This is a genomic window from Actinoplanes sp. NBRC 101535, assembly GCF_030269225.1.
GTDB lineage: Bacteria > Actinomycetota > Actinomycetes > Mycobacteriales > Micromonosporaceae > Actinoplanes > Actinoplanes rectilineatus.
Genome location: NZ_BSSY01000008.1, coordinates 411,476 through 429,565, shown reverse-complemented (window position 1 = coordinate 429,565; position 18,090 = coordinate 411,476). Strand labels below are relative to the sequence as shown.

Annotated in this window: 18 protein-coding genes; 11 read left to right on the top strand and 7 right to left on the bottom strand. The window is 70.0% G+C overall.

What is annotated here, in order from left to right; translation table 11 throughout:
• The first annotated feature begins 103 nt into the window (after positions 1-103).
• Complete coding sequence (locus tag QSK32_RS24230) at positions 104-1,267, top strand: glycosyltransferase family 4 protein (protein ID WP_285473269.1); 1,164 nt, start codon at positions 104-106, stop codon at positions 1,265-1,267.
• Here QSK32_RS24230 and QSK32_RS24225 read toward each other — a convergent pair.
• The gene (locus tag QSK32_RS24225; RefSeq protein ID WP_052720304.1) at positions 1,194-2,288 is read right to left on the bottom strand and encodes a peptidoglycan recognition protein family protein; all 1,095 of its coding nucleotides are present in this window, start codon (positions 2,286-2,288) and stop codon (positions 1,194-1,196) included. The two genes, QSK32_RS24230 and QSK32_RS24225, sit on opposite strands and share 74 nt — an antisense overlap.
• Positions 2,289-2,396: 108 nt before the next feature.
• The gene (locus QSK32_RS24220) at positions 2,397-4,649 is read right to left on the bottom strand and encodes a M4 family metallopeptidase (RefSeq protein WP_285473268.1); all 2,253 of its coding nucleotides are present in this window, start codon (positions 4,647-4,649) and stop codon (positions 2,397-2,399) included.
• Between the two features lie 555 nt (positions 4,650-5,204).
• On the opposite strand from QSK32_RS24220, the gene QSK32_RS24215 reads away from it, so the two are divergent.
• Complete coding sequence (locus tag QSK32_RS24215; RefSeq protein ID WP_285473267.1) at positions 5,205-6,845, top strand: rhamnogalacturonan lyase B N-terminal domain-containing protein; 1,641 nt, start codon at positions 5,205-5,207, stop codon at positions 6,843-6,845.
• Between the two features lie 45 nt (positions 6,846-6,890).
• Here the strand turns inward: QSK32_RS24215 and QSK32_RS24210 are convergent, their stop codons facing one another.
• Positions 6,891-7,817, bottom strand: coding sequence for an NADP-dependent oxidoreductase (locus QSK32_RS24210; RefSeq protein ID WP_285473266.1), 927 nt, complete (start codon positions 7,815-7,817; stop codon positions 6,891-6,893).
• Positions 7,818-7,867: 50 nt separating this feature from the next.
• Between QSK32_RS24210 and QSK32_RS24205 the strand changes: the two genes are divergently transcribed.
• The 5 genes from QSK32_RS24205 to QSK32_RS24185 all read left to right on the top strand — a co-directional run bounded on the left by QSK32_RS24205 (position 7,868) and on the right by QSK32_RS24185 (position 11,066).
• Positions 7,868-8,464: a TetR/AcrR family transcriptional regulator gene (locus QSK32_RS24205; RefSeq protein WP_285473265.1), complete on the top strand. Its 597-nt coding sequence runs from the start codon at positions 7,868-7,870 to the stop codon at positions 8,462-8,464.
• Complete coding sequence (locus tag QSK32_RS24200) at positions 8,461-9,246, top strand: MBL fold metallo-hydrolase (RefSeq protein WP_285473264.1); 786 nt, start codon at positions 8,461-8,463, stop codon at positions 9,244-9,246. The genes QSK32_RS24205 and QSK32_RS24200 overlap by 4 nt, the downstream gene beginning before the upstream one ends.
• Positions 9,246-9,875, top strand: a complete 630-nt coding sequence (locus QSK32_RS24195) for an NAD(P)-dependent oxidoreductase (RefSeq protein ID WP_285473263.1) — start codon at positions 9,246-9,248, stop codon at positions 9,873-9,875. The genes QSK32_RS24200 and QSK32_RS24195 overlap by 1 nt, the downstream gene beginning before the upstream one ends.
• Positions 9,876-10,193: 318 nt before the next feature.
• On the top strand, positions 10,194-10,667 hold the full coding sequence (locus QSK32_RS24190) for a Panacea domain-containing protein (RefSeq protein ID WP_285473262.1): 474 nt from the start codon (positions 10,194-10,196) through the stop codon (positions 10,665-10,667).
• Between the two features lie 15 nt (positions 10,668-10,682).
• On the top strand, positions 10,683-11,066 hold the full coding sequence (locus QSK32_RS24185; RefSeq protein WP_285473261.1) for a hypothetical protein: 384 nt from the start codon (positions 10,683-10,685) through the stop codon (positions 11,064-11,066).
• Positions 11,067-11,120: 54 nt separating this feature from the next.
• Here QSK32_RS24185 and QSK32_RS24180 read toward each other — a convergent pair whose 3' ends face one another.
• Both QSK32_RS24180 and QSK32_RS24175 read right to left on the bottom strand, forming a co-directional pair.
• Positions 11,121-12,137 (bottom strand): LacI family DNA-binding transcriptional regulator, encoded by a 1,017-nt coding sequence (locus tag QSK32_RS24180; RefSeq protein WP_285473260.1) that lies wholly within the window; start codon positions 12,135-12,137, stop codon positions 11,121-11,123.
• A gap of 43 nt (positions 12,138-12,180) precedes the next feature.
• On the bottom strand, positions 12,181-12,645 hold the full coding sequence (locus tag QSK32_RS24175; protein ID WP_285473259.1) for an Lrp/AsnC family transcriptional regulator: 465 nt from the start codon (positions 12,643-12,645) through the stop codon (positions 12,181-12,183).
• 81 nt (positions 12,646-12,726) lie between these two features.
• On the opposite strand from QSK32_RS24175, the gene QSK32_RS24170 reads away from it, so the two are divergent.
• Entirely contained in the window at positions 12,727-13,596 is an 870-nt protein-coding gene (locus QSK32_RS24170) for a DMT family transporter (RefSeq protein ID WP_285473258.1), read from the top strand.
• Here QSK32_RS24170 and QSK32_RS24165 read toward each other — a convergent pair.
• Positions 13,566-14,333, bottom strand: coding sequence for an RNA ligase family protein (locus tag QSK32_RS24165; protein ID WP_285473257.1), 768 nt, complete (start codon positions 14,331-14,333; stop codon positions 13,566-13,568). The two genes, QSK32_RS24170 and QSK32_RS24165, sit on opposite strands and share 31 nt — an antisense overlap.
• Positions 14,334-14,432: 99 nt before the next feature.
• Between QSK32_RS24165 and QSK32_RS24160 the strand changes: the two genes are divergently transcribed.
• On the top strand, positions 14,433-15,014 hold the full coding sequence (locus tag QSK32_RS24160) for a hypothetical protein (protein ID WP_045741699.1): 582 nt from the start codon (positions 14,433-14,435) through the stop codon (positions 15,012-15,014).
• A 92-nt stretch (positions 15,015-15,106) separates the two neighbouring features.
• Complete coding sequence (locus QSK32_RS24155; protein ID WP_285473256.1) at positions 15,107-16,156, top strand: hypothetical protein; 1,050 nt, start codon at positions 15,107-15,109, stop codon at positions 16,154-16,156.
• Positions 16,157-16,372: 216 nt separating this feature from the next.
• Here QSK32_RS24155 and QSK32_RS24150 read toward each other — a convergent pair whose 3' ends face one another.
• Positions 16,373-16,942, bottom strand: coding sequence for a TetR/AcrR family transcriptional regulator (locus QSK32_RS24150; protein WP_285473255.1), 570 nt, complete (start codon positions 16,940-16,942; stop codon positions 16,373-16,375).
• An 81-nt stretch (positions 16,943-17,023) separates the two neighbouring features.
• Here QSK32_RS24150 and QSK32_RS24145 point away from each other — a divergent pair, with 81 nt between their 5' ends.
• Entirely contained in the window at positions 17,024-17,965 is a 942-nt protein-coding gene (locus QSK32_RS24145) for an alcohol dehydrogenase catalytic domain-containing protein (RefSeq protein WP_285473254.1), read from the top strand.
• The last annotated feature ends 125 nt before the right edge of the window (positions 17,966-18,090 follow it).

Genomic DNA, 18,090 nt, shown 5'->3' with positions numbered 1-18,090 from the left:
AACCCCGCTCTCCGGCACCGCGGCGTCTGCGAGTGCGGTACAGGGAACTGCTGCAGACCAGCGGCACCAGCCGCACGGTGCCTCGGGCGTACACAATGGTGGGGTGAGGGTTCGTTATCTTCTGCACAACGCCTATGGCGTCGGCGGGACCGTCCGGACCGTTTTCCATCAGGCGAACGCGTTGTGCGGGGCGCACGACGTGGAGATCGCCAGTGTGCACCGGAGCGCTGACGCCCCGGTGTTTCCGCTTGATCCGCGGGTGCGGCTGGTGACGTTGTCCGAGCGTGCGCGACGGTCGGGGCTGCGGAATCCGTTGCCGCACGGGCGCGATTTCCGGTACCGCGGCTGGGATCCGGCCGTTGATCTGCGGGTGGTGCGGTACATCCGGGCGCAGCGGGACGCCATCGTGATCACCACCCGGCCCGCGTTGAACATCCTGTCCGCCTGGTTCGGTCCCCGTCGGCTGATCCGGATCGGCCAGGACCACATGAATCTCGGCACCTACCGGCGGCGGTTGCGCCGGGAGATCCTGCGGGCCTACCCGCGGCTGGACGCGGTGACCGTGCTGACCGAAGCTGATCTGGCCGCCTACCGCGAGGCGCTGGGCGGCAGAACCAGGCTGGTCCGGATTCCGAACGGCATCCCGGCGCGGACCAGCACACCTCAGCGACACGGCACCAAGGTCGTCGTCGCGGCCGGGCGGCTGGTCCGGCAGAAGGGCTTCGATCTGCTTATCAAGGCCTTCGCCCGGGTGCACGAGCGACACCCGGACTGGGAGCTGCACATCTTCGGCTACGGCCGCAAGCGGCAACGGCTCACTACGATGATCGCCGAGCGGGGCCTCGAGGACGTGATCCGGCTGCGCGGCGTCTCGCGGGACCTGGACGCCGAGTTCGCGACGGCGGCCCTGTTCGTGCTCAGCTCCCGCCACGAGGGCCTGCCGATGGTGCTGCTCGAGGCGATGAGCAGCGGCCTGCCGGTGGTCTCCTTCGACTGCCCGACCGGTCCGGCCGAGATCGTCGAGCACGGCACCAACGGTCTGCTGGTGCCGGCCGAGGACGTCGACGGGCTCGCCGCCGCCCTGAGCCAGATGATCGAGAACGGTCAGGACCGGGAGCGGATGGGGCGGGCCGCCCGGGTGACCGGCACCCGGTACGAGATGCCGGTCATCGCCGAGCAGTGGGAGCGGTTGTTCAGAGAAGTGCGGCGACGTCCGCCCGCACCGACGCCAGCGTCGGGTGGAAGGCGTCCCCGGGGCACTCGGTAGAGCCCGCGCCGATCGTCGCCCAGTCCCGGTGGCCCTGGATCGCGTCGACGGTACCGCCCTTGAGGTTGACCGGGTTGAGGTAGTTCACCTTGCCCGCCGGGTCGATCCCGGTCTTTCCGGCGAGGTATGCCAGTACCTTGACCAGGGATTCGCGCGCGGCGGCCGTCGGCTGGGTGTCGGTGAAGCGGCCGAGCAGCACGATGCCGATGTTGCCGGCGTTGAACTGGCCGACGTGGGCGCCGTTCGCCACGGCGACGCCGTCCGGGCCGAAGGCCGGCAGGCTGTCGTCGCCGGAGACGCGTCCCTCGTAGACCGCGCCCGCCTCGTCGATGAGCAGCTGGTACCCGACGTCGCCGTAGCCGTCGAGCACGCAGTCGTCGTAGTAGATCGCCCGGACGGTGGCGAGCGGGTCCGGGTCGTCGTTGTGCTCGTAGACGCCGGTGTGGTGCACGGTGAAAGCCTGCGGCGGGTAGTAGTCCACCGGCCACAGTTCGGTCGCACCGTCCGCGCTGAACCGCAGCGACTCGTCGGCGCCCCACGCGGCCCGGGAGAGGTACGCCGGAAGCTCACAGTCGCCGATCCGGTCGGCGCCGACGGCCTGTATCGCACCGGCCGGCCCGTCGACCGTGTTCAGCTCGGTGACGGTCGCCGCGCTGCCGTCGGCGGTCTGCACCTCGTACCCGGTGACGTCGCGGGCCAGGATCAGGGAGCGCCGGCCGGTGGGGGCGGGTTTGTCGTCGCGTCCGCCGGCGCAGGTGGTCAGGTCGACCCAGTCGCCCCAGCCGGCGCTGGTGCGCAGCCGGACCGCGGCCGCTGCCGGGGCGGCGACCGACAGGTGGGTGAGGGTGAAGTCCGCGACGTCGGTGCGGGTCCGGCTGGCGATCCGCGGGCGCCGGTGGGCGAGGGTGGCCGGGATCCGGGGTGCGGTCTCCCCGGCGAAGGCCGTGGCTCCGGCCGCCGCGGCCAGGCCGAGTGCGCCGAGTCCGGTGGCACCTGCGAGAAGTTTCCGACGTGACAGCATCCGTTTTTGCCTTCCGTGGCGGATATATCACCATGGAAGCTAGATCATCTCGTCGATGAATGACAAGATCGCGGTCCCGCCGCCACGGGACCGCGATCAAGCGATTACTCAGAGGTTGAGCGACCAGCTGTTGATGTAGCCGACGTCAGCCGAAGCGGCGTCCTGCACCCGCAGCTTCCAGGTGCCGTTCGCCGTCTCGGAGGACAGGTTCGCGGTGTAGGTGGTGTCGATGTTGTCCGCGCTGCCACCGGTCCGGCTCTGCAGCACGTACGCGCTGCCGTCCGGCGCCACCAGCGAGACGATCAGGTCACCGATGTAGGTGTGGACGATGTGCACCTCGACCTTGGCCGTCGCCGACGGGGTCGCGTCGCAACCGCTGATCACGATGCTCGACTCGACCGTGGCGTTGTCCGAGATCGTCACGTCGGTGCTGTTGCTGCCCGAGCAACCCGGCAGCCCGTTGATCGTGAGCGCCACGTTGACCTGGCGGATCGTGGCCGGCGACGTGCCGATCACGGTCACCGTGCTCTCCCCGCTGCCGGCCGACGCGGCGGCGGTCAGCGTCAGGGTGGTGGACTCACCGGCGGTCACCGACGCGTCGGCGAACGCGGCGGTCACCCCGGCCGGCAGGGTGCCGGTGGTCAGGTCGATGGTCTGCGCCTCACCGTCGACGCTGGTGGTGGTGACGTCGAGGGTCGCCGAGGTGCCGGGGTCCAGGGTCACCGTGGTCGGGGCGACGGCCACCCGGAAGTCGTTGGCCACCGGGCACTCGAGGTCGCTGCCGGCCACGTTGACCGCGGTCCACGCGGCCTGGACCGCCTTGTACTCGGTCGAGCACAGACCGAACAGGTCGTCGGCGGCCTGCAGGGTGTAGGCGCGGGAGGTGTTGGCCGGGGCGGCCGTGTTCACGTACTTGGTGGTCGACGTGAAGTAGGCGTCCAGCGCGTGGAACCAGATCTTCTCGGCCTTCTCCAGTCCGATGCCGACGACGCCCGGGGCGGTGCCGCAGACCGGCGAGGTGCCGTACGCGGTGGCGCCGGTGCCCTCGGCGAGGTTGAAGAAGAAGTGGTTGCCCGGACCGGACGAGTAGTGCACGTCCACGCTGTTCGTGCTGGTCGACCAGCAGCCGTGCGAGGCACCGTCGAGCGTCGGGTTGTACATGTAGCGCAGCGGCGCGCCCGTACCCCGGATGTCGATCTTCTCGCCGATGTCGTAGTCGCCCGGGTCGCTGGTGGTGTTCGCGTAGAACTCGACAGCGGTGCCGAAGATGTCACTCGTCGACTCGTTGAGCCCACCGGACTCGCCCGAGTAGACCAGGCCGGCCGTGTGCTCGGTGACGCCGTGCGACATCTCGTGACCGGCCACGTCCAGCGCTACCAGCGGCTTCGCGTTGCCCGCGCCGTCACCGTAGGTCATCTGGGCGCCGTCCCAGAACGCGTTCACGTACGCGTTGCCGTAGTGCACCCGCGACGGCACGCCCCGGCCGTCGTCGAAGATGCCGTTGCGGCCGTGCACGTTCTTGAAGTAGTCGAACGTGGTCGCCGCGCCGAAGTGGGCGTCGATGGCGGCCGACTGCCGGCTCGCGGTGGTGCCGGTGCCCCAGACGTTGTCCGCGTCGGTGAACGTGGTGCACGTGCTGGTGCCGTTGTTCATGTCGCAGGTGCTGCCGTTGCCGCGCTCCGGGTCGATCAGGCTGTAGGTCGAGCCGCTCAGCGTGGTGTCCACGCCGACCGTGCCGGAGTAGATGCTGGCGCCGGTGCCGGCCACGTTCTCGATCTCGTCGTACTGTCCGATCAGCTTGCCGGACGTCGCATCGGTGATGACGTGCAGGTGGGAGGGGGTCTGCCCGTCGGGTGCCCAGCCGTGCAGCACGGTCTCCCAGGCGAGCCGGCCGAGGCCGGTGCTGGCGTCGACGAACAGCTCAGGCTGGTCGGTTCCGGTCAGCTTGCCCTCGAAGCGCGCCTTGGCGGTCTTCAGCGCGGTCGCCTCGGCGACCTTCGCCTTGGTGCTCAGCGTCAGCGGCTTGGTCAGGCCCAGCGACGTCCCGGCGAGGCTGCCGTCGGCGTTGGTGTGCACGACGAAGTCGCCGCCGTAGACCCGCAGGCCCTCGTACTCGCGGGCGTAGCGGACGTGCGCGTCACCGTCGGAATCGATGGTGGCCCGATAGGCGGTGTAGGATTCGTCGCCCACGGCGCCGATAGCCGCCGGACGCGCTTCGATCAGGGCGTCGGCCCGGCTGATCGCCTGCGCCTCGGTGGGCGGGGTGGGCGCCGGCGGGGCTGCCGAGCTGCTCGCGGCGGTGGCCACGAGGGTGCTGCCGACCAGCGCGGTGACGCCGGCCAGCGCGAGGGATTTCTTCACGCGGTTCCTCCCGAACCATGAGATACACACATGGCAATGTGTCGATTCATTATGGTCGGGAAGTAGTGACAACCTTATATATCGTCAGGGTCATATCAAAGGTGGAAGGCTCAACTTTTCGCGATCAGATTCGGTCAGGCTCGGGCGTTTCTCGCACTCTCCTTCGGGGGTACGACCTGCCACTCCCCCACCACCACACCTCCCCGTAACCGACTGCGACCTGGGCACATCCCGGCCTTGCCGCCGCCGGCGCCGGGCTGACCCGCCGCCGGATCTCAGAGACACATCCGGAACCGCCGCAGCCCCACTCCCGCATCCCGGGGCACCCTCGAGTGGCCCGCATCACTCGAGCACTCCCGCTGTCCCACATAGCGGGAGTGGAGCAGGTCGGCCGGCGCCGACACGCTTCGTGATTCGCGACCCGGACCAGGGACATCACCCGCCCTTGACGCGCGGGAATGTTACCGGGAACATCGATAACCTTCAGTTGGTAACGTGTCGGCCGCATCCCCGAAACCGGCGGACGGCACGGTCCCCGCCCTCCTGGGAGTGACAGTGACGAAACGCCGTACCCTCATCAAAGCCGTCGGTGTGGGCACCGCCGGCGCCCTGGTCGCCGCCGATCCGGCCGCCGCCGCCTCGGTCACCTGGACCGACGACGGGTCCAACTATGTGGTGACGACCGGCGCCAACCTGGTCTTCAAGGTCAGCAAGACCAACGGTGACCTGGTCTCCTTCGTCTATCGCGGCGTCGAATACCAGGGCTACGGCAAGAACTCGCACGTCGAGAGCGGCCTCGGCGCGTCCACCGTGACGATCTCCGGCAGCACGGCGACGGTGATGATCAAAGTGGTGTACGGGACGCTCGTGCACTACTACGTGGCGCGGGCCGGCGAGAACAACATCTACATGTGGACGTACAAGGACGCCAACTCGACGACCATGCAGCGCTACATCGTGCGGCTGAAGCCCGGGGCGCTCAGTTTCAGCGGCGGCGACGCCTGGGACTCGGCGACGGCGACGACGATCGAGTCGGGGGACGTCTTCCGGGCCACCGACGGCACCACCCGGTCCAAGCACTACTCGGGCAAGCGGGTGATGGACTTCGACTACGTCGGGGCGACGACCGCGTCCGGCACGGTCGGCATCTGGATGGTGCGCAGCAACCACGAGAAGGCGTCCGGCGGGCCGTTCTACCGGTCGCTGCTGCGCTCCGGCAGCACCGCATCACCGGACCTCTACGAGATCGTCTGGTACAACATGGCGCAGACCGAGGAACAGCGGTACGGGCTGCACGGCCCGTACGTGCTCGCCTTCACCGACGGCGGCGCCCCGGCCTCGTCGCTCTACGCCCGCAACATCGACACGTCGTGGGCGGACGGGCTCGGCATTCAGAATCATGTGAGCGCCTCCGGTCGCGGCCGGGTCGCCGGTGTCGGCCTCAACGGGCGGGACACGGCTTACACGTACACCGTCGGTTTCGCCAACAGCGCGGCGCAGTACTGGGCGGTGGCGACCGCGAGCACCGGCTATTTCAGCTGCCCCGGCATGCTGCCCGGAAGCTACACGCTCACCGTTTACAAGGATGAGCTGCCGGTCTACACCGGGTCGGTCACGGTGACCGCGGGCGGCACGACCACGGTGAACACCATCACGATCAGCAGTGATCCGAGTGCGACCGCCGCGATCTGGCGGATCGGTGACTGGACCGGTTCGCCGAAGGGTTTCAAGAACGCGGACCTGATGACGTACGCCCACCCGTCCGACAACCGGGCCGCGTCCTGGACCGGCAACTTCATCGTCGGCACCACCGCCGTCAGCGGGTTCCCCTGCTACCAGTGGGTGGGCGTCAACAACGGCCTGATCGTCTACTTCAAGCTGACCGCGGCGCAGGCGGCCGCCGCGCACACCCTGCGGATCGGGCTGTCGGCGAGTTTCGCGGGCGGCCGCCATCAGATCACGGTGAACAGCTGGACGTCGTCGATCCCGGCCGCGCCGAGCAGTTCCGGCACCCGCAGCCTGACCGTCGGCGCATACCGTTCCTACACGGCGTTCCTCACCTACACGGTCCCGGCGAGCGCTTTCCTCACCGACACCAGCCAGTGGAACATCCTCAAACTGAACGTGGTCAGCGGCTCGTCCGGCGACGGTTATCTGAGCCCCGGCCTGGCCTTCGACTGCATCGACCTCATCTGAGAGCCCTTCCCCTGCCGCCGTAGCCCGGGACCCACCGCCCCCGGGCTACGGCGTGAGGACGATCTTGCCGCGGAGGTGACCGGTCTCGCTCAGCCGGTGCGCGTCCGCCGCCTCCGACAGCGGGAACACCGCCGCCACCGGCACCGTCACCCTGCCCTGCTCGAACAGTTCGACCGAAGCCTTGAACTCGGCCACCGCCTGCGGTCCCGCGCCCGGTCCGCCGGTCCGCGACCGCAGCACCTCGGGTTCCGCAGCGCTCAGGTCCGCGATCGTCACGACCCGCTCCGGGCCGCCCGCCAGTTTCACCAACTCCGGCAGCGAACCCGATCCGGCGCAGTCGAGGACCGCGTCCACCTTCGGGACCAGCGCGGACACCCGGTCGGCGAGGCCCGGCCCGTAGGTGACCGGGATCGCCCCGAGGCCGGCGAGGAACTCGTGGTTCGCCGGGCCCGCGGTACCGACGACCGTCGCACCGGCGGCCACCGCGAACTGGACGGCCATGCTGCCGACACCGCCCGCCGCGCCGTCGATCAGCAGGACGTCGCCCGCGCGTACCCCCAGAAGGGCGAGGGTCCGCACCGCGGTCTCGGTGTTGCCCGCCCCGCCGCCGGCCTGTTCCCAGGTGAGCGTGGACGGCTTGGGCGCCCAGAGCGCGAGGACCACGTGGTCGGCGTTGGCGCCGCCCATCGCGGCCAGGTCGGCCATCCCGAACACCTCGTCACCGACCGCCACCCCGGTGACGCCCTCACCGACCTCGTCGACGACACCGGCCGCGTCGATGCCCGGAGTGTGGGGCAGCGGCAGCGGGATCATCTGCTGGAACGCGCCGGAGCGGACCTTCCAGTCGGCGGGGGTGACGCCGGAGGCGCGGACGGCGATCCGGATCCGGCCCGGTCCGGCGTGCGGCTCCGGCACCTCGGCGACGTGCAGGACGTCGGCGGACCCGTACTCGGAAAACTGCAGTGCTCTCATGACCCGGAACGCTATCCGGAACACCCCGTCCGGTTAGCTAAAGTGAGAGCGTGCCTGATCGACTGTCTCAGAAAACGCTCCGCTCGGACGCCCGCGACAACCGCGACCGCATCCTCGGGGCGGCCCGCCACGCCCTCGCCCACGACGGGCTGGACGTGCCGATGCGCGAGATCGCCCGGCGGGCCGGAGTCGGGCCCGCCACGCTGTACCGGCGGTTCCCGACGAAGGAGTCACTGTTCATCGAGGCCTTCGCCGACCAGCTCAACCTGTGCACGGTCATCCTGGACGAGGCACTCGCCGAACCCGACCCGTGGACCGGATTCCGCACCCTGGTGGAGCGTATCTGCGAACTGCACGCCCGGGACCGGGGATTCACTGCCGCCTTCCTCTCCGCGTACCCCCAAGCCCTGGATCTGACCGTGACCCGCACGCAGGCCGTGCGCGCCATCGCCGACCTCACCACCCGGGCCAAACACGCCGGTGAACTACGCGACGACTTCCAACTCGACGACTTCCTGCTGATCCTGCGCGCCAACAGCGGCCTGCGCGCCGCCACCGAGGAGGCGTCGGTCGCCGCATCCCGCCGGTTCGCCTCCCTGATCCTCGAAGCGTTCCACAACCCGGCCCGGATAGGCTCCGGCACGTGAAGGTCCACCACCTGAACTGCGGCAGCATGCGGCCACCGGCGACACCCGGCGGCCTGATCTGCCACGTGCTGCTGATCGAACACCCCGACGGGCTGATGCTCGTCGACACCGGTTTCGGCCTCGCCGACATCGCCACGCCGTCCCGGATCGGCCGGGCCCGTCCCCTGATCCGGCCGGACCTGCGCGCCGAGGAAACCGCGATCCACCAGGTGCGGAAGCTCGGTCACGCTCCTTCGGAGGTACGCGACATCGTGCTCACCCACGGCGACAGCGACCACACCGGCGGCCTGGCCGACTTCCCCGCCGCGGACGTGCACCTGAGCGCCGCCGAGTCCGAAGCCATCCGCCATCCGCGGACCTTCGGCGAACGCGGCCGGTACGTCCCGGCGCAACGATCGCACGACCCCCGCCTCGTCGAACACCACCCGGAACGCGGCGACACCTGGCACGGTTTCGCGGCGGCCACCGAGATCCGACCCGGCGTCCTGCTGATCCACCTGCCCGGCCACACCCGCGGTCACGCGGCGGTCGCCGTCGACACCGGGAGCGGCTGGATCCTGCACGCCGGTGACGCGTTCTACCACCGCGGCCAGGTGGGTGGTGACGGCCGGGTGCCGCGCAGCCTCCTCACCATGGAGACCCTGGTGGCGTACGACCGGAGCGCCGTCACCGGAAACCACGCAAGGCTGGCCGCCCTGTGGTCGGCGAACAGGCCGGACCTGACACTCGTCAACGCGCACGACCCGGAGCTGCTGCGCCGGGCTCAGGAACGGATCCACTGATGAGGCTGGTCGTCCTCGGCGCCACCGGCCGCACCGGCCTGCTGCTGGTCAGGCGGGCGCTCGACGAGGGCCACACCGTGACGGCATACGGTCGCCGGCGCGGTGACCTGCCCGAACACCCGGCGCTGACGGTGGTCGTGGGTTCCCTCGCCGACCAGGCCGCCCTGGCATCGGCGTTCGCCGGAGCGGACGCGGTGGTCAGCTGCCTGGGACCGGCCCTGCCGTTCGCCCGGAGCACACTGATGAGCGACACGCTGCCGGTGGTCGCCGACGCGATGCGCACCGCCGGTGTACGCCGGATCGTCGTACTGTCGGCACTGGGCGTCGGCGACTCGATCCGCCGGCTGAGTCCGGTGATGCGGTTCGCGTACTCGACGGTGACCCGCCCGGTGTTCGCCGACAAACGGCACGCCGAGGACCGTCTCCGCCAGTCGGACGTGGACTGGACCCTGGTCTACCCGGGCGTCCTGACCGGTGGCTGGCCGCGCCGCCCGGCCACTCTCCGCGACCTGTCGACGGTCGACCGGATCCCCGGCGTGCCACTGGTGACGCGCGCCGAGGTGGCCCGGTCCCTGCTCCTGACCGTCACCGACCCCACTTGGTCACGCCGCACCGCCACGGTCCTCTGACCTGGATGCGTTCGATCTCGGCGCGTTGGACGAGTCAGGCTCGGGGATCCCCGTGGCCGTTGACCGTCCCACACCGCGCCCTCCTGCCCGGAGTGCGAACTTGGCGAATTCGCAGAAGGAGCAATGACGGTCTTCCGTGACTAGTCCGTGATCCGACATCGCGGGAGTAACGGTATCGATACTTTTCGTGATGTGACGAGTTCAGCGGCGGCCCCGGCAGCACGTCACGAGTCGGTCACCATGCGCCGGACAAGCATGCCGCATCAGTCACCTACCGCGGGCCTTTACCTGATCTCCCGCCCGGCCTACTTTGCGCCGATGACCACCAGCGCCGACTCTGTCATCGCAGCCATAGATTTTCGTCGTCCCGGCCTGACCGCCGCCAAGAAGCATCTGCTCCTGTTCTTCGCCCAGGGCCATCACCTTGCCTGGTCCGGGCAGCCCCTCTTCGGCGACCCGCTGTTCGCCACCGACCGCGGCGTCGCGCTCCGCCCCGGCGACGCCTGCTCCGACAGCACACCGATAAGCACCGAGGGCCAGGCCGGGACCGTCACCGACGTCGTCGTTCGCTACGGATCGCTGTCCCCCGCCGAGCTACGCACCCTGGTCAAGGCGTCCGAGCCGTGGCAGCGCGCCCGCAAGGCCGGCGCCGACAGCCCGCTCGACCTGGACGAGCTGACCGCCTGGTTCCGGCGCCCGGACGAGACCGACGACCCGGACAGCGAACGGCCGAACCCGGCCGAACGCGCCGCCGCCGAGGCATATGTGACGTCCCGTCGAACAGCGTCATGACCCGAAGGGGGATGCGTGCCGAGAGACCCCGACAAGTTCGCCATCTGGGGCGACTGGGACCTGGAGCGGTTCCGGGTCTGCATTGCGCACTGGCGTGACACCACTCATCCCCCGCCTGGGGTCTTCACCGTCGTCGACAGGTGGTGGAAACGCCTGGCACAACCGCAGGAATGGCAGCCCGGCGAGCGTGTGAGCCCCGGAGCGGATCCAGAGCAGACACTGCGATGGACGTGGGTGCCACACACGGGGTGGGTCGACGAACATGTGGGGGCGTTCCGCGTGCAGTGCTACTTCCGGGTCTTCGAACTCGACACACCGCCGCGGATCGTGTGCGAAGAGTTCGTCACCGTGCCGGTGATGACAGTCTCCGATGTCGACCGCGCGGACGGCCTGGGCTGACAACCGGCACGAAGGCAAAACGACACCACATCCCCGGAGACGCAGCGGACCGCTTCAGGTGGAGGCTCGGACTGTTAGGGAGAGCGGCAGGACCACGCCGGACGGGAGGTCGCCGTCGAGGGTGCGGAGGAGCTGGCGGACCAGCTCGCCGGGGTACCGTGACCAGGGAATACGCATCGTGGTCAACGGTGGGACTGTGGTCATGGCCACCGGGGCGTCGTCGAAACCGGCCACTGCCACGTCGCCGGGCACGGATCGGCCCGCCTCGCGTAGCGCCTCCAAAGCACCGGCGGCCATCATGTCGGAGGCGGCGAACAGCGCGTCGAATGTGGGGTCGCGGCGCAGCAGGAATTCGGTGGCGGCCTTTCCTCCGGCGAAGGTGAAGTCGCCGACGGCCACCAGGGCCGGATCGAAACCGTCGACGGCGTCGCGGTAACCGGCCAGGCGCTGCACGCCGCCGGGCAGGTCGAGCGGGCCGGTGACGGTGGCGATGCGACGGCGGCCGCGGGACCGCAGGTAGGTAACGATCTCCCGGGCGCCGGCACGGTCGTCCGTGGTCACGTAGGAGATGCTCTGCTCGTACCCGAGAGGGGTGCCGCACGCGACGACCGGCAAGTCCCGTCCGATCAGATCGTGCACGACGGCCGACGCTGCCGGGGCCGAGAAGACCAGGGCCGGATCGCTGAGGACGCCGAAAACGGGAGCCGGGACGCCGGGGACAAGAGCCGACGCGCCGACAACGGGAGCCGGGACGCTGCCGACCGGGGTGACCATCAGGATGTCGCGGTCGGCGAGGGCCGTCGCGCATCCGGCCATCAGGTCGTTGACGTTCGGGTCGGCGAGCAGCCGGTCACTCCCGACGCAATGCAGGAACGCCACGGTGTCCGGCCGGGCCCCGGCCAACCTGCGGGCATGGTGATGCGGGACGAAACCGGTCGCCGCGACCGCCGACTCGACGGCGCGGCGGGTCGCCGGGCTCAACGGCCCGGTGCGGTTCAGGAAGCGGGACACCGAAGCGTACGAGACACCGGCCGCCCTCGCCACATCACGGATCGTCACACGGCCGGCCACCGTCCGACCCTACCGAAGTCAGTCCACAAAGGCCGAACGATGTCTACACAGGCCGGACCGGCACCGGCGACGGCGGCTTCACCGGTTCCAGGCTCAGCAGTGTGGTGACCCGGCGGGCCCCGATGCGGAGCAGCGACCGCAGGATCTCCTGGAGTTCGCGGGTGTCGGCGGCCGCCACCTGCAGCAGGATGTCGTCGGGCCCGGTCACCGCGTCGGCACGCAGCACCGCCGGGATGTCGGCGACCGCGGCGGCGAAACGGGCGTCGCCGGCTTCGGTGTGTTCGGTCAGGGTCACCAGGACGAACGCCTCGAGTTTGACGCCGACGGCTGCGGGACTCACGGCAGCGCGTACCCCCAGAATGGCTTTTTCGGCGCGCAGGCGCTGCACCCGGCGCAACGTGGCCGCCGGGGAGAGACCCACCCGCCGGGCCAGATCGGTGTTCGGCAAATCTCCTTGACGCTGCAACAAGTCCAGGATCATGCAATCTTTGTCATCCAGGGACAGCATCCGCTGATGATAGTTGCGTGCCAGGCCGTCGGGACGCATGGAAGTTGCTTGCCCAGCGAAGGAAACCGCACGCTGACCGGCATGACCCGACAGGAGTACGCACTCGTCACCATCACCGCCGTCTGGGGGTCCACGTTCCTGCTGACCCAGCACGGGCTGGCCGTCACCGGGCCGTGGGCCTTCGTCGGGATCCGCTTCGGCATCGCCGCGCTCGTCCTGGCGCTGCTGTTCCTGCCGCACCTGCGCGGCCTGACCCGCCGGGAACTCACCGTCGGCACGCTCGTCGGGTTTCTGCTCGCCGCCGGTTACGGCCTGCAGACCGCCGGTCTGCAGTACATCCCCAGCTCCACTTCGGCGTTCCTGACCGCCCTCTATGTCCCGGCTGTCCCGATCCTGTACTGGCTGGTCACCCGCCGCGCCCCGAGCGCCGACGCCTGGCTGGGCATCGTGCTCGCGTTCGCCGGCCTGCTGCTGCTCACCGGCGCCTCGATCAGCGGCCTGCATCTCGGACCCGGCGAGACCATGACCCTGCTAAGCAGCCTGGCCGTCGCCGGGGAGATCGTGCTGATCGGCCACTTCGCCGGCAGCGTCGACGCCCGCCGGGTGACTGTGGTGCAGCTGGCGGTCTGCTCGGCCGTCGCGTTCACCGTCATGCCGGTCACCGGCGAACACCTGCCCACGCCGTCCTGGACGCTGCTCGCCATCGCCGGCACGCTCGGTCTGGCCACCGCCGTCATCCAGGTGACGATCAACTGGGCGCAGCGGTCGGTGCCGGCCACCCGGGCGACCGTGATCTATGCCGGTGAGCCGGTCTGGGCGGCACTGCTCGGCCGCCTGGCCGGGGAACGTCTGACGCCCCTCGCCCTGGCCGGCGGCCTGCTGATCGTCGCCGCGGCTCTGGTGTCCGAGCTGGGCGTGCGTCACTTCCGCCGTTTGAGGGTACGCGCATAGTCCTGGAACCGTGCCTTGGCGATGACCGACCGGTCCCCGGAGCGGAGCACGATGCCCTCCGGGCCGCCGAGCCCGCTGTCGTCCAGGGCGACGAGCGTGGCGGGCAGGTGCTCGCCGAGGAACGTGTTCATCTCCGCGATCCCGGACGGCAGCGCCGAGCCGTCGATCCGGAACAGTCGCGGCACCAGCTCCAGGCCGGTGGCGGTCAGCTCGTCCTCGCCGAGGAACCACTGGCCCTGGTCCTCGCGCCAGGCGGAGATCGTGGCGGGCGGCCAGTCCAGCTTGTCGGCGAAGTCGTCCTCGGTGAACTCCGCCACGTCGAAGAGTCGCCAGCCGGTGGCGCCGCGGGCCGAGTACTGCTTCGCCTGACCGCCGATCCGGCCGCCGTAGAGTTCCAGGTAGAGCACCCGGATCCGGCCGTCGGGCGCGGTCAGCGTGTCGGCGAACGGTCGCAGGTTCGCCACGATCCCGAGCGCCGGGTTGCCGATCAGGTCGCCGCGCGCGTACAGCAGCTCCTCCCGTGATCCGAGCAGGTAGGAGCCGTCCGGCAGCAGGATCACCCGTGAGTTGGTGCCGTCGACCTTCTCGGTCCCGTGCACGGTGCCGGTGAAGACCGTGACCTCGTCGGTCAGGCTGCCGTTGCGCGGGTCGAGCTGGTGGTACGTCGGGATCGACGGGTACTTGGTCAGCGAGTTCAGCGCGGCCAGGTTCACCGTGCGGATGTCGAAACCGGTCATCGGCGCCTCCTTGAATCACCAGGATGGTGGCAGGCCGGAACGGCGGGCGGCGAGCGGATTTCGGCTCGGGTGCACCCTGCGGGCGGTAGCGTGCGGCTGGTGATCACCGTGCCGGCGGGCAGCAACCTCATCCTTCGGTGCCAGAACGCGCAGGACCGGGTGCTCGTCACGCTCTCCGACGTGGCGGCCCCGTTCATCGCCGAGCTGCCGCCCATCCCGGTCCTCAGCCTGGACGGGCCCGGCGTCCGCCGGATCGGCATCGCCGAGCTGGTCACCACCGCAGGCGTCACCTGGGTGGAGGGTGAGCTGCACCGCGACCAGTTCCGGGTGATCGGTGACGCGCCGGCCGGTGTGGTGCAGCGTCGTGGGGCGCCGCGGCGGGCCGGGAAGCATCCGGCGGTCGGTACCGTGCAGATCCGCAGCACCGGCGGGCAGCGTCTGGTCGCGGTGTCGGGCCGGGTCGAGGACATCTCCACCGAGGGTCTGCTGCTGCGGGCGACCGCCGAGAAGTACAAGCCGTCGCTGCCGCCGGACATCGAGCGCACCATGCTGCACGTGACCATGCCGTGGGGCGAGTTGACCGCCGCGGTGACCGCTGTGGATCAGCGTGCTGATCTGCTGCGCGGCACGTTCGAGTGGGTCGACGACGTGGACCCGCTCGCCGAATTCTGCGCAAGCTGAAAGTTTTTGCCGGATTCGTTGATCCGCTGTGGGAACGCTCCCGTATTCGTGGTCGAACGAACCGGTGAGAGCTCGCGAAGGCGCAGGCACCTATGTACAAGAAGCGTTTCACGAACAGCCGCTCCGGCGGGCGTAAGTGGCTGGTCGGTGGCGGCGTCGCCGTCGTCGCGGTGACGTCGGTCGGTGTCGGCCTGGGCGTCGCGTCGGCGGCCGAGGGCGTGCCGACGGTCAACTGTCCGCAGGTCGTCATCAACGTCGACATTCCGGCGAAGGCCAAGGCCGAGGTCGACCAGAACCTGGCTCTGCTCGACACGCAGATCGCCGAGGCGAACAAGCGCCTGGTCGACACGCAGGGCCAGGGCGGCGCCAACTTCATCCAGAACGCGATCCTCGGACCGCTGGCGGGGAAGCGTGAGTCCGCCATCAACCGCATCGAGATCGCGATCGGCCGCCAGGGCGAAAAGCCTGATCTCAACGCCGCGGGTCTGTCCAAGTGCACGCTGAACGAGGCGGCCGAGGGCGACGACACCAACGCGGGTGAGGGCGACAACGGCAACGACAACGGGGGCAATAACAACAACGGGAACAACGGCGGCAACAACCTGGGGATTCTCACTAACACGTGTGACACCAGCCAGCTGCCGCCGCACGACGGTTTCCAGAACGGCAACCGCTGCGTGTCGACCGAGTTCGGCGAGGTCGGCGCGGCGGCGAACAACCCCACGCTGCTGATCACCAAGGCGCCCACCCAGGTGCGCCGGAACCAGGCGTTCACCATCCAGGTGAGCACCCGGAACCTGATCCGTGACCGCTTCCTGGCGGCCGGTCAGGGTGGTTACTACGTGGAGAGCTCGGTCCTGCAGGGCGGCCTGGTCCGCGGTCACTTCCACACCGCGTGCCGGATCCTGGACAGCACCCGGCAGGCTCCCGCCCCGGACCCGGTGCCGGCGTTCTTCGTCGCCACCGAGGACAGCAAGGGCGGCGCTCAGGCGGACACCGTCAACATCCAGGTGCCGGGTCTGGCCCAGGCGGGCACCTTCCAGTGCTCCTCGTGGGCCGGTGACGGCTCGCACCGCATCCCGATGATGGAGCGGGCGAACCAGACCCCGGCTCTGGACTCGGTGCGGGTCCGGGTGCGCTGACGTAAGACCTCCCGAACGGCGTGGACGCGGCGGCGTCCACGCCGTTCGTGTTTCCGCCGGCCGTCACCGAGAACCGCGGAAGATCACGATCGTCAAGGAACTGTCATGTTTTCGCGGACGGACCGTCGCACCCGGACGGCAGAGTTCACCTCGAGCTGATTCACCCCCCACAGCGCCCGGGCGCGGCAGCCCACTACCCTGCCGCGCCCGGGTGTTTCAAATGCTGCGAAGGCCGTCCATCAGGACGTCCAGCAGACGGGCCGCCCGCTGTTCGTGCTGGTGCGGGTGGGCCACCGTGAAGATCCCGATGAGCGCGGCCGCGATGTCCTCGGCGGTGACGTCGGTGCGGATCTCACCCGCCGTCCAGCCGGCCTCGAGGATGTCCCCGATCGCCGCGAACAGCTCGGCCTGGGTACGGGCGTGGGCGATCTCCCCCGACTCGATCATGGCGAGCAGCGTGTCGAGCATGCCGTTCTTGGTGGCGATCCACTCTCCGAACAGCTCCGCCCAGCGCCGCAGTGCCGCGGGTGGGGACAGCTGCGTGAGCAGTTCGCGGGCGCCGTCGGTGAGCCGCGTGACCTGGTCCTGGTAGACCGCGTCGACGAGCGACTCGCGGGTCGGGAAGTGCCGGTAGAGGGTGGCGATGCCGACCCCGGCCTCCTGGGCGATCGCGCGCATCGACGGCTCGGTGCCGCCCGCGGCGAACAGCCGGGTCGCGACCGCCAGCAGCTGGTCGCGGTTGCGGCTCGCGTCCGACCTGGCCCGACGGGCCTCTGCTCCACTCAAAACGGATCACGCTCCGGTTGTGCTAGGTTGGCGACGAGAAAAACGGATCATAGTCCGTTTCCTGTTGCTGGAGGAACTCATATGAGCGGGTACGAGAGCCGAGCAGTCCAGTTCGCCGACGCGTTCGGCGGCCCCGAGATGCTGACCCTGCAGGACGTGCCCGCACCGCAGGCCGGGGCGGGACAGATCCGGATCCGTGTCACCGCCGCCGGGCTCAACCCGATGGACTGGTACATGACGTCCGGCGACGAGGCCGCCACCCGCTTCGGGCTGAGCCTGCCGTGCGGATTCGGCACCGACTACGCCGGCGTCGTGGACCAGGTCGGCGAGGGCGTGACCGGGTTCGCAGCCGGCGACCGGGTGTTCGGCGGCGCCATGTCCCGCGCGGTCGCCGATCACGTGATCGTCGACGTGACCGGGACCATCGCGGTGGGCGGCACCGCGCACCACACCCCCGACGGCGTCGACGACCGTACCGCCGCGGCCCTGGAGATCGCGGGCTGCACGGCGGCCGCCGCCCTCGCCGTGGTCCGCCCCGGACCGGACGACACGCTGCTCGTCGGCGGCGCTGGCGGCGGGGTCGGCGTCTTCGCCGTCCAGCTCGCCCGCCTCACCGGGGCGCGGGTGATCGGGACCGGATCGGCGGCGTCGGCCGCGGCCCTGCGCGCCCTCGGGGCCGAGCCGGTCACCTACGGCGACGGTCTCGCCGACCGGGTCCGCGCCGTGGCGCCCGGCGGTGTCACCGCCGCCCTCGACCTGCACGGCACCGACACCGTCCAGGCGGCGCGGGACCTGGGCGTACCCGACGAGCGCATCACCACCATCGCCGCGCAGGTCGGCGGCATCACGCCGGCGAACGGCGCCACCACTCCCCCGGCCGGCATCGAGCAGATCGCCCGCCTGATCGCCGCGGGGACGATCCGGGTGCCGATCGCGGCGACCTTCCCGGTCGAGCGGATCCGCGAGGCGGTCGCCCTCCAGGCCGGCCGCCACGTACACGGCAAGGTCGTCATCGACCTATAGACACGTTTCACAGTCAAGGTCTGCGTGGTGACTTCAGGCGCGCTGACCACCCGAAATCACCACACCGTTGTGGGGTGTGGTGATTTCGGGTGCGCTGGACGCCCGTAATCACCACACCCCCACAG

What these genes read in the sequence shown, in the direction of transcription:
- QSK32_RS24225 (WP_052720304.1), bottom strand. Translation starts at nt 2,288, where the DNA reads ATGCTGTCACGTCGGAAACTTCTCGCAGGTGCCACCGGACTCGGCGCA.
- QSK32_RS24175 (WP_285473259.1), bottom strand. Translation starts at nt 12,645, where the DNA reads ATGCTGTCCCTGGATGACAAAGATTGCATGATCCTGGACTTGTTGCAG.
- QSK32_RS24155 (WP_285473256.1), top strand. Translation starts at nt 15,107, where the DNA reads ATGTACAAGAAGCGTTTCACGAACAGCCGCTCCGGCGGGCGTAAGTGG.
- QSK32_RS24210 (WP_285473266.1), bottom strand. Translation starts at nt 7,817, where the DNA reads ATGAGAGCACTGCAGTTTTCCGAGTACGGGTCCGCCGACGTCCTGCAC.
- QSK32_RS24190 (WP_285473262.1), top strand. Translation starts at nt 10,194, where the DNA reads ATGACCACCAGCGCCGACTCTGTCATCGCAGCCATAGATTTTCGTCGT.
- QSK32_RS24170 (WP_285473258.1), top strand. Translation starts at nt 12,727, where the DNA reads ATGACCCGACAGGAGTACGCACTCGTCACCATCACCGCCGTCTGGGGG.
- QSK32_RS24145 (WP_285473254.1), top strand. Translation starts at nt 17,024, where the DNA reads ATGAGCGGGTACGAGAGCCGAGCAGTCCAGTTCGCCGACGCGTTCGGC.
- QSK32_RS24195 (WP_285473263.1), top strand. Translation starts at nt 9,246, where the DNA reads ATGAGGCTGGTCGTCCTCGGCGCCACCGGCCGCACCGGCCTGCTGCTG.
- QSK32_RS24165 (WP_285473257.1), bottom strand. Translation starts at nt 14,333, where the DNA reads ATGACCGGTTTCGACATCCGCACGGTGAACCTGGCCGCGCTGAACTCG.